This window comes from Jannaschia formosa (assembly GCF_003340555.1).
Classification (GTDB): domain Bacteria; phylum Pseudomonadota; class Alphaproteobacteria; order Rhodobacterales; family Rhodobacteraceae; genus Jannaschia; species Jannaschia formosa.
The window spans coordinates 1-8323 of the sequence record NZ_QPLJ01000051.1; the positions used below are offsets into that span (position 1 = coordinate 1).

An 8323-nucleotide genomic window follows, 5' to 3' on the forward strand; every position below is an offset into this window, starting at 1 on the left:
CGTTTACAAGATCAGTCATGGAGGCTCCTCCTCATGGACAATCTTCAAGTGGTCTCCTGCGTGATGGCACCGTCGCCTGAATCGGCCCGCTGACCAAGTGTTTTCGGTCGCGAGCGCTTGAGGAAGCTCGCTCGCAGCAATCACCGCAGGGAGCGACGAGGCGTCGAAAGGATTTCCTGGTCGATCGCGGCCGACGCCGGATCAGGTGGTCGAGCACCCCGCGACGTCGAGGAGGTCGCAGGGGATGCAGGCCTCTTCGAAGAGCGTCTCGGCCAGGCCCATCCCGGCCGCTACCTCCTCACGGGCTCGGCCGCGCGCGGTGAGATGCGCCACGACAGCGCTGTCGAGATGCTTGCCGACTTCCCGCTGGAGGAGATCTCGGCCGCCGCGGGCGGGCGGGTGCGCGGCGAGGACGGGCAGGGCGCGGGACACGGCCTCCGTGCGGCGACGGGTCTCGCGCGCCTTGCGTTCCTTCAGCGTGACGATGCGGGAGGACGTGCCGTCCTGAGTAGTCGGTTCTGAACATCACGCCAAGGCGGCCATTCTGGCGTTCTGCTCGGGCGTTCGGGCATAGATCAGCACCAGGATGCGCACGGGGGCGGCCAGGATTTCGGCGAAGAGCGCCCGGAGGTGGTCGAGGATCAGTCGGATATTGTGTCCCGCGCCGCAGAGCACGGCGTGCAGCGCGTCACCGAGGGTGAGCCAAGCCGCCATGGCTTCCGGAGCCGTGATACTGGGCCATTGCCCCTCGACCTCGAACAAGGGGCAATTCCGGTCGGTGTGGGTCAGCCACTGAGAGTGTGGTCCCTTGCGCAGCGCCGGTAGGTAATCGATGCTGAACCGCAGGCTGGACTGATAGATGAGCGTCGAGCAACGCCGGTTGTCTTCGACCGGGTGGTGCGCGGGATCGCCCAGCTGATGACCTCGGGACGCGATCATCCGTTCCAAGGCAGACGCCGTGCTCGTCGCGCAAGCCGAAGCCGCGCTGCCAGCTCTGGCGACCGCCCGCCACCTCGTCGACCGCTTCGTCGCCATGGGGCGAAACGGCACGGCGGGCGATCTGAAGGCATGGTTCATCGCGGGGGCGACGAGCGAGATCGCCTCCGTCGCCCGCGGCCTTGCCAGCGATCAGGCCGCCATAGTCGCGGCTCTGACGGAGCCGTTGTCCAACGGCCAGACGGAGGGGCAGATCAACCGCCTGAAGACCCTCAAACGGCAGATGTACGGCCGGGCAAACATCGATCTCCTGAAAGCGCGCCTCGTCGCGGCATCACGAACCGGAAAATGCACCAACTTCGAGTCAGGCCAGATTTTGCACGCCTGTTCACAAGAAGGCAGCACGCCCTCTTTGGTGCCGCTTCACAGCCAAGGAGACCTGCCGTGATGCCGCTTCGGACGGAAGCGCCGCAAGCGCGGCCGCTTCATCGAGATAGATGGGAACCCAAGATACAACCCAAAGTTGTCTGCTTGTAGGGAAGGCCCCGTGGCCAGAGCGGAGCTTGACTACGCTCAGACAGCAAGCAGCTTGGGAGGAAGCATGACGAACCCGATCATCGCCGCCTCGGCAGCAGTACTCTCGGCCGCCATCGCGGCCGGGCCGATCTCCGCGCAAGAGACGCAGTTCTCGCCGCCGCAGGATTTTACCGCCATCGTGGAAGAGATGAGCCCGACTGTGGTCGCCATTACGGCGCGCGGAATGACGGCCCCAAGTTCGGCGATGTCCGAGGGCGAACCCTTCGGGAGACGGGGCCCCTTCGGCATGCCCGGCCCCTTCGGCGCGATGCCCGGACAAGAGGTCCCCGAGCGCGAACGGGTCGCTGGCGGGTCCGGCTTCATGATCAGCGAAGACGGCTATATCGTCACCAACAACCACGTCGTCGAAGGCGCGTCCGACGTCGAGATACTGCTGAACGACGGCACGACCCGCGATGCGGAGGTTGTCGGGACCGATCCCGCGACGGATATCGCCGTACTACAGATCGCGGACACGACGGGTATCGCCGTGGCCTCGTGGGGCGACAGCGACGCGATGCAGCCCGGGGCGTGGACGATCGCCATCGGCAGCCCCTTCGGGCTTGGCGGAACGGTCACGGTCGGCGTGCTTTCGGCCACTTCTCGGGTGATCGGTGCAGGGCCGTATGACGCGTTCCTCCAGACCGACGCCTCGATCAACTCTGGCAACTCCGGTGGTCCGCTCTTCAACACCTCCGGAGAGGTCATCGGCGTCAACACCGCCATCTTCTCGCCCCGGGGCGGCAATGTGGGGATCGGCTTCGCGGTGCCGTCAAGCATCGCCGAGGATGTGGTCCGGCAACTGATCGAGACCGGGGATGTCGAGCGCGGCTTCATAGGGGTCAGCCTTCAGGGCATCGACGACGGCTTGGCGCGCGCGCTCGGCCTCGACGGCACCGAAGGCGCCATCGTCGCCTCGGTCGAGCCCGGCGCCCCGGCAGAGACGGCAGGCATCGAGGAGGGCGACGTGATCCTTTCGATCGATGGCACGGCGGCCGAAGATCCGCGCCAGATCTCGCAGATGGTCGCGGACCTGTCACCCGGCTCGGACGTGCCGATCACGGTATTCCGCGATGGCGAACGGATCGAGGTGACCCTGACACTGGCCGAGCGCGGCGGCGCATCCGAGGACGCAGCCCGCGACGCGACGCCCGTCGAGGGCGAGAGGCTCGGGCTTGCCGTCTCACCGGTTCCGGAACTGGTGCGCCGCAACCTCGGACTCGACGACGGTCAGGCCATCATGGTGCAGAACGTGCAGCCCGGCAGCCCCGCCGCCGAAGCGGGCCTCATGCAGGGCGACGTGATCCTGAGTGCCGCGGGCGAGGATGTCGGCGATGCCGGAGGACTGTCGGACGCATGGGCCGAGGCGCGCGAGGCGGGCCGCCCGCTGCTGCTGCGGGTCAGCCGCGACGGCAACACCCTCTTCGTCGCGGTCGAAAGCCAACAGGGCGAGGACGATCAGGGCGGGGCGCCGCCGGAAGAATGACCCGATGAGCGCCATGCGGGGGCGGCGCCACCGTCGCCTCCGTTCTCGCCGACCTGATTCCGGGGATCCGATTGATCGGGCCCCGGGTCCCAAGCCAGCCGCGAAGGGATGCCTCGGCATATTCAACGAGCAGGAGACCTGAACATGAAGAACGCTTTCGCCACTTTCGCCGCAACGACGATGCTCGCGACGACCCTGTCGGCGCAGGGAATAGCGGACTGGGACGCTGACGCCGATGGCATGCTCGGCGAAGCCGAGTTCGCCGAAGGTCTCGACGCCTCGGGACTCTTCGACCGGTGGGACGCGGATTCCGACGCAACCGTCGACCGGGGTGAGGTGCTGCAAGGCATCTACGACCTCTGGGACAGGGATGGCGATGGTCGCCTCTCCGTCGATGAATGGGACGATTCCGTAGACCTCTGGTACGGCGAGGACGCGGTCAATCTCGCGGTCGATGAATGGGACGCGGACGGCGATGGCTTCATCGGCGAGTTCGAATTCGTGGAGGAGATGAACGACACGGACCTGCTTGCCCGGCTCGGGCTCGCGGTCGATGACGATCCCCTCACCGAGGAGGAGTTCTCGACCGGGGTGTTCGGGCTGGCCGATGCCGGTGACGACGACTTCCTCGGCGAAGAAGAGGACGCTTGGTTCGTCGATTTCCTGGAACTTCTGAACGTACCGGGCGACGCGGCCGATCCGGCCGGAGGCGAGACCGACGTGGTCGAGGACGATGTGATCGAGGACGACATGCCTGACCTGATCCCGGACGGCGAAGCGTTCTCCCGACTGCCGATCCCCTGCGGCGAGGATGGCACGACCTGCGAGGAGACGGCCGCTCGCTTCTGCGCCGTGCTGGACTATGAACCGCCGCTCGATTTCCTCGAAGTGGATGGCAGCCTCTATGTCGTCAGGTGCGCCGAAAACTTCTGAGGGGCAGGTCCAGGCGACTGGACCCCGCCCGGGAACCCGACGCCGCCCCAGCCATGCCTCGTCCGGGGACACCGCGCCGCCGACTTTCTCGCCGCCTGTTCGCAAGTGTGGCGTTCGAGGCGGTTGGCGGCTGAAGGCATCTCTGGGAAGGGACACCGGCCGGACCGCCGTCGCGGTCCCGGCCACATCGTCGGATGCGTCCGGCGTGTCGGGGCACCGCATTCGGACTTCCTGCAAGGTCACGCCCATCGAGAGCGGAAAGACCCCCACGGTCGTCACTCGATCATCCGTCCTTTCCGGCGCAGGCTCTGCCCCTCAGCGAAATGCCGGCACGGCTCGCATCGATGTTGATCATGTTCCTGCATTCCATGGTTGCCTGAGTTGATGAGAGATATCCTGCCTTTCCAAAGCGTACCTTCTCGGGCCGATCTGTTCGGCCATTCTGTGGCCGCGAGGTCGCTGTCGGAACTTCTGAATAACGGCTTCACGCCGACGATCCCTATATAGCCGCGGCTTGGGAATGTTCGGGCATGCCGACCGCCGGTCCGCTTCCGCATTCTTGCAGAGCTTGGTCCGTGCGCCTGCCCCTAGTCGGCCCGAGGCGGTCTGGCGCTTTCCGCACGAAACTGGACGGCCACAAGAAGAAGCCAGGCGATCATCAGAATGGCGAGCCCCCGCTCGAAGGCGCCGGCCCAGCCGCTCGGATACCAGAAGTAGTAGACGGGGGCGAAGACGATCCAGATCCAGCCGGCGGCCAGGCTGTAGCGTGCGGCCAGCGAGCTGAGATCCCTCAACCTGCGCCGCCCGCCGAGAGCCGCGACCGCGAAGGACGGGTAGAGCAGCCAGATCGCCCAGCTGTGGATGTCCGCGCCCGCGTTCTTGCTTCCGGCATATTCGTTCACGACGGCCACGGTGGCCGCCTCTATCCCGATCGTGATGGTCGCGACCGCGGCGATCAGCCATGGCGCAGCCAGGGGTCTGAGCGCAAACATTCCCGTCCCGACGGCGAAGCAGCCCAGGGCGAAGATCCAGAGGCCCAGGTCGATCAGCCAGCTCGCCCTGCCGACAGCAAGGGCGCTTATGGATTGACTGACGGGGCTGTAGCTCTCCGCGAGAGGCCAGCTCAGCACGTCGGTGGCGATCGGGACGAGCGCGCCCACAACACCGAGCGCGCCGCAGGTACTGAGGATGTGCCGATCTGGCATCGGGACCTCCGCTTCCAGTCGTCTGAGAAGCCCAAACGCGGCCCCTTCGCGCATGTTCCCCGGGAAAGGCCTCGGAACCAGTCTCAATCGAGCGGGCTCCAGCCAGTTCCGAGCGGAGGAGACATGTCACCGCAGCAACCCCCGGGTATCGCCGTCTTCGACCCGGCAGCCGGCTTCCTTCGCGCCCTCGCGAGATACCTCCATGGCGAGGACTTCCCTGCGGTGAGCCAGGACGGTCTCGCTCCGAAGCTCGCGCCGCTGGCCAATCATCTCCCCCGCACGCTCCGGGAGAAGGCCTTCGTTGCCGGCGGTCCGTCCGAGGCCGTCGATCCGGACCGGATCGAGGATGTGGATTCCGAGCGGATCGCCCAGTGGATCGTCGACCTCTATCCGCGGCGTCGGTAACCCGCCGTCATGATCGGTTCGTCGAATGGCGCGTTGGCCCATGCCTGCGCGCTCCTGTGTATTCCCTGGCTGCCGCAGACCTTCCTCACGCTCATCCGGCAGGATCACCCGGATGCCGATGACGCCCGGCAGCCGCTCGAGGCGGCCCGCGAGGTGGGAGCCCGCCTGCTGGAACGGAATCCCGGCGTGGCGCTACACCAGATGCACGACCCCAACCAGGACCGGCGAATGACGCCCGAGGTCAGCTACTTCCGCCAGAAATATCTGCGCCTACCACGCGCCTACCGAGACTTCCTCGACGACTGCCTAGTGCCGGGAGGAACCGTTTACCTCGCGGAGTGCGGGTTCACCCGGCCAGTGACCCGCGTCTCGGATCGGCACGTCTACCAGTTCGGCGCGGCCGGAGGCGCATCATGTGAAGAACACTTCCATGGCGGTCCGAGGGTCGAGCGTCTCTTCCAGACGCTCGGGATGGACCGACGCCGCTGGTATCTGCCAGAGCCGGACCTCGAAGCGCCCGAAGCCGAGTGGGGCTTCCAGCCAGAGTTCCGGCACGATGTGACAGCCTGGGCGGAGAGCGCCAGTGCGACCATCGTGCGGACGGGCTTTGAACGGCCCGAAGACCCCAGCCCTGCGGTCGCCGATCTCTACCGCGCCCGATTTCGCGGCCATGTTCTCGGTCTGCCCCCCGCCGTGCGACTGGTACACGCTCTTGGCCAGGTCTGGACCGATCATGAAGAGGGGCTCCCAATCGTGGAGCCCCTCGAGCCGGCGATCAGCTGCCCGGGAAATCAGTTGCCCGAAGATGTACCGCCCGAGCCGCTGCCGGAATCGGAGTTGCCCTGCGAAGCGTCACCGCTTCCGGACGTGCCCGAACCGCCCTGTCCGCCGCCATTCTGGGGACGCTCGATCGGTTGGCCCGCAGCGTCGAAGAGCACGATGTCCGCACCCTGCTGAAGCCGCGCCGCGATCTCCTGCATACCCAGCTGGCGCAGGTGCTGCTCGATCTGGGGGCGGATCTGCTCGAGCGGCGGAAGCTCCTGCTGCGAGGTCGACTGGAGGTCGGTGTAGGCCTGCTGCACCGCCTCGTCCGTCACCGTGCCCTCCATCTCGCGGTCGATCCAGACCTGCACCATGGCATCCTCTTCGGCCCCCTGCATGGAGCCTTCGACGAGCGCCCTCACCTCCGAGTCCTCGGCGAGGTTCTGGCTTCGCGCCTGCTGAAGGATCAGTTCCCGCAGGATCAGTTGCTCCATCGCCATCGGAACCAGCAACTCGGGCGGCTGCGACGCGAGCTGCGGGGGAAGCATGCCGATGACCGTCATGACGTCCGATGCCCTGATCTCCTCGCTTCCGACGGTGGCGATCAGCGTGTCCTGCTCGGTGCCGGGCTGGCCGGCACCACTCATGCCGCCCCCGGAGCCGGTGGCGCCGCCCTGGTTGCTCTGGGTCTGATCGGTCTGGGTCTGATCGGTCTGGGCCTGATTGGTCTCGGCTTGGTTGCTCTGGGTCTGGTTGGTCCCGGACTGGGTATCGCTCTGCTGCGCGATCGCGCTTCCCGCAACGAGCGGAAGGCTCAGCAGGGCTGCGGCAGCGGTAGGGAACAGGGGTCGGTCGTTGAAAGCCATCGATCTCTTCCTTCGGATGATGCTGCGGTCGCCTTCGCACCCACCTCTTCATGAGGGGTGCCAGGTCCGCATGAGCGGCGGGGCCGGTGTGACCGGCCCCGCGCCACAGGACTGGATCAGACGTCCCAGAAGCCGCCGTCGCCGAGGTCGTCGCCGACATCGCCAAACTCGGGCTCTTCGATGACGCCGCTGTCGTCGGCGTCATAGGAATTGAACACGCCTGAGTTGAATTCGTCTTCGGAGAGCATGCCGTCGCCGTCGCCGTCCCAGGTGTCGAAGGCGCTCTCCCCGTCGCTCCACTGGGAGTTCCAGCCCTCGTTGAATTCTTCTTCGTTGACGATGCCGTCGCCATCGCTGTCCCAGTCGCTCATCATGTCCTGAGCGAGCGCAGGACCCGCGCCGAGCACCGCGATGGCGGCACCGATGCTTGCAATCTTCTTCACGTCGATAGTCATGAAATCCTCCGTTGCCGTTGAGGTCGTGGCTTCTCACCACCGCAACTTTAACGCGAGTTCCTGACCGGGGTTCCTGAGCTTCGAAGCGACAGCGAAATGCCGCCGTCGGCCGAGGCGAAGCAGGACTTCCCGTCGCCAACCAGTGCCGGTCGGGGAGTTGTCCAGCGAATTCCGGATCAGGCCCTGAGGGACATCAAGAACCGGCCCCCATCAGGTCGAGGCGATTCCAGGTTTCGGCGTGGCAGCCGGCTCCTGCCATGCGCGGCCGCTTGGACGCAGGTCAGGGAGATGAACTTCTTGCGGTCGCATGGAGGAAAGGTGGACCAGGCCAGCTGCTTCCTGAGTGAGCTGGAGGCCAAGGTCCTTCCCGCAGGGCGATGCAGAAGGCCCGCAACGAAAGCGGCTCACGTTCGTCCCGGCAGCTTTACGCGAAGACGAGATCCTCTTCCGTCACGGGCACGAAGCTGCCCTCGGGCGCGCCCCGGCCGACCTCACCGGCCCGCCAGGCATCGAGATACCCCTGCACGGTCTCGAGCCCGTCCCGACCACCATTCAGGATCGTCTCCATCGGCGAGGCCCCGGCGAAGGCGGGCGCGTCATGGGCGCCGCGCATCCAGGTCATGGCCTGCGCCCGGTCCTCGAAGAGATTGGCCAGCGCCTGCTCGATGGCGATCACGGCCGAGATCCGGGTCAGCGTGT

Annotated in this window: 9 protein-coding genes and 2 pseudogenes; 4 read left to right on the top strand and 7 right to left on the bottom strand. The window is 66.3% G+C overall.

Annotated features, from left to right (window positions below; translation table 11 throughout):
* Positions 1–117 precede the first annotated feature (117 nt).
* Complete coding sequence (locus tag DR046_RS23365) at positions 118–522, top strand: hypothetical protein (protein WP_135227384.1); 405 nt, start codon at positions 118–120, stop codon at positions 520–522.
* A gap of 3 nt (positions 523–525) precedes the next feature.
* Here the strand turns inward: DR046_RS23365 and DR046_RS24475 are convergent.
* Positions 526–699 (bottom strand): annotated as a pseudogene (locus DR046_RS24475) (IS5/IS1182 family transposase); the annotation flags it as partial.
* A 403-nt stretch (positions 700–1102) separates the two neighbouring features.
* On the opposite strand from DR046_RS24475, the pseudogene DR046_RS24480 reads away from it, so the two are divergent.
* The 3 genes and pseudogenes from DR046_RS24480 to DR046_RS22290 all read left to right on the top strand — a co-directional run.
* A pseudogene (locus DR046_RS24480) lies at positions 1103–1273 on the top strand (transposase); the annotation flags it as partial.
* 264 nt (positions 1274–1537) lie between these two features.
* Positions 1538–2998, top strand: a complete 1461-nt coding sequence (locus DR046_RS22285) for a trypsin-like peptidase domain-containing protein (protein ID WP_115384555.1) — start codon at positions 1538–1540, stop codon at positions 2996–2998.
* Positions 2999–3142: 144 nt separating this feature from the next.
* Complete coding sequence (locus tag DR046_RS22290) at positions 3143–3931, top strand: EF-hand domain-containing protein (protein ID WP_115384556.1); 789 nt, start codon at positions 3143–3145, stop codon at positions 3929–3931.
* A gap of 587 nt (positions 3932–4518) precedes the next feature.
* Here DR046_RS22290 and DR046_RS22295 read toward each other — a convergent pair.
* The 6 genes from DR046_RS22295 to DR046_RS22320 all read right to left on the bottom strand — a co-directional run.
* Positions 4519–5136, bottom strand: a complete 618-nt coding sequence (locus DR046_RS22295) for a DUF998 domain-containing protein (protein ID WP_167767247.1) — start codon at positions 5134–5136, stop codon at positions 4519–4521.
* A 126-nt stretch (positions 5137–5262) separates the two neighbouring features.
* Positions 5263–5583 (bottom strand): hypothetical protein, encoded by a 321-nt coding sequence (locus DR046_RS23370; RefSeq protein WP_135227386.1) that lies wholly within the window; start codon positions 5581–5583, stop codon positions 5263–5265.
* Between the two features lie 369 nt (positions 5584–5952).
* Positions 5953–6276 (bottom strand): hypothetical protein, encoded by a 324-nt coding sequence (locus DR046_RS22305; protein WP_115384559.1) that lies wholly within the window; start codon positions 6274–6276, stop codon positions 5953–5955.
* A 56-nt stretch (positions 6277–6332) separates the two neighbouring features.
* Positions 6333–7169 carry a hypothetical protein gene (locus tag DR046_RS24025; protein ID WP_209313645.1) on the bottom strand — a complete coding sequence of 279 codons (837 nt, stop codon included), beginning with the start codon at positions 7167–7169 and terminating at the stop codon, positions 6333–6335.
* 116 nt (positions 7170–7285) lie between these two features.
* Positions 7286–7624, bottom strand: coding sequence for an EF-hand domain-containing protein (locus tag DR046_RS22315; protein ID WP_115384560.1), 339 nt, complete (start codon positions 7622–7624; stop codon positions 7286–7288).
* 424 nt (positions 7625–8048) lie between these two features.
* Positions 8049–8323: MbcA/ParS/Xre antitoxin family protein (locus DR046_RS22320; protein ID WP_135227387.1), on the bottom strand; the 275-nt coding region annotated here is incomplete at its 5' end.